This is a genomic window from Psychrobacter sp. 1U2 (assembly GCF_051847575.1).
In genome coordinates, this window is sequence record NZ_JBPYDC010000162.1 from 1 (window position 1) to 1,570 (window position 1,570).

Consider the following 1,570-nt stretch of genomic DNA (forward strand, 5'->3'; position numbering starts at 1 on the left):
TGCTGGTTTTTTATGTTTAATATATTGTTGGTGATATGTTTAAGAACTATATAAAAAACAAATGTAAAAATATATACATTACAAATAGTATAGTTATCTAAAACATACTATTTGTTCTGTTGACGTTTTAGATAATCTTGAATGCTATTGGTTTTAGTTTGCGGTTGTTCTTGAGTAGATGTAGAACGTACGCCATTATCTTGATACGTCTGATTTTGCGAATGCTTTTGACTGTTTAATGCACTGGTATGTAAGTTTGGATCTACTGATTGGGTACTAGTGACAGAAGGTACTGGCTGTTGGACTTGAGGCGCTTTCTCCATCTTTTCATCCAATGTTAGACCTGTGGCTATCACAGTAACATGCAAGTCATCACCCATCTCTTCATCAACAACTGAACCATAGAAAATGTTTGCTTCATCAGTATCCGTTATACCTTCAACAATCTCGCTGATTTGACTAAACTCATCTAGCGATAAAGTTTCAGAAGAAATAACGTTGACCAATAGACCTTTCGCGTTTTCTAAGCACAGATCATCCAACAAAGGTGACTTAATTGCTTTTTCAGTTGCTTGACGCGCACGATCATCGCCGCTCGCACGTCCAACACCCATCATCGCATGACCTTTAGCCGTCATTGCCGTACGTATATCGTTAAAGTCAATGTTGACAAGACCTGAACGAGCAATAGTTTCAGCGATACCTTGTACTGCATGCAATAAGACGTCATCCGCTTTTTTGAATGCATCTTTCATTGAAATATTGCCGTACACACTCATAAGTTTATCATTAGGAATAGTAATAATAGAGTCAACGAAGTTTGTTAATTGCTCAATTCCTGCTTTAGCAGATTTATTACGCTTACCACCTTCAAACTTAAATGGTGTCGTAACGACTGCCACTGTCAACACTTCCATCTCTTTAGCAATACGCGCGATAACAGGCGCTGCACCCGTACCTGTACCACCGCCCATACCAGCTGTGATAAATACCATGTCTGAGTTTTCAAGTAGCGTTCGAATCGCTTCTTCTTCGCTTTCTGCTGCTTCGCGTCCGACTTCTGGATTGGCACCCGCCCCTAGACCACGATTACTTTTAGCGCCAAGTTGCAGTTTATGCGGTACGGTTAGACGATCAAGGGCTTGTCTATCAGTATTGGCACAGATAAACGTCACGCCTTTGATACCTTGCTGTACCATATGTTCTACAGCATTACCGCCACCGCCGCCTACACCGAATACGGTAAAACGAGCTTGGCCGTTGCTTTGAGACTGGTTATCATCTGGCATGGTGTATTTTGACATAAAAAAGGTTCTCCAGTTGCAGATAGCGTGATGGTCGATACGTGACAACGCACTCGTATAAAGTACTATCGACTTACTATATATAAATACATACAAATAAAATAATAAAGATGAGGTTCAATCAATGTGTGTTAAACCTCTATTAAAACATGTTACGCTGATAATATAATCATACAGTACTACGATAGTCTCAAAACACGTATATCAAACGCCTACTTTCAATCGTCCATGACAAATATGGGTTAAAAATACTTAAGATTTTTGTG

1 protein-coding gene is annotated in these 1,570 nt (G+C 39.5%); it reads right to left on the bottom strand.

Going from position 1 to position 1,570, the window contains the following annotated elements; genetic code table 11:
• Window positions 1-107 precede the first annotated feature (107 nt).
• Complete coding sequence (gene ftsZ / locus ACS8FD_RS14115) at window positions 108-1,304, bottom strand: cell division protein FtsZ (RefSeq protein ID WP_299217620.1); 1,197 nt, start codon at window positions 1,302-1,304, stop codon at window positions 108-110.
• Window positions 1,305-1,570: the final 266 nt, after the last annotated feature.

Excerpts from the sequence above, each read along its gene's own strand:
- ftsZ (WP_299217620.1), bottom strand. The coding sequence starts at position 1,304 with ATGTCAAAATACACCATGCCAGATGATAACCAGTCTCAAAGCAACGGC.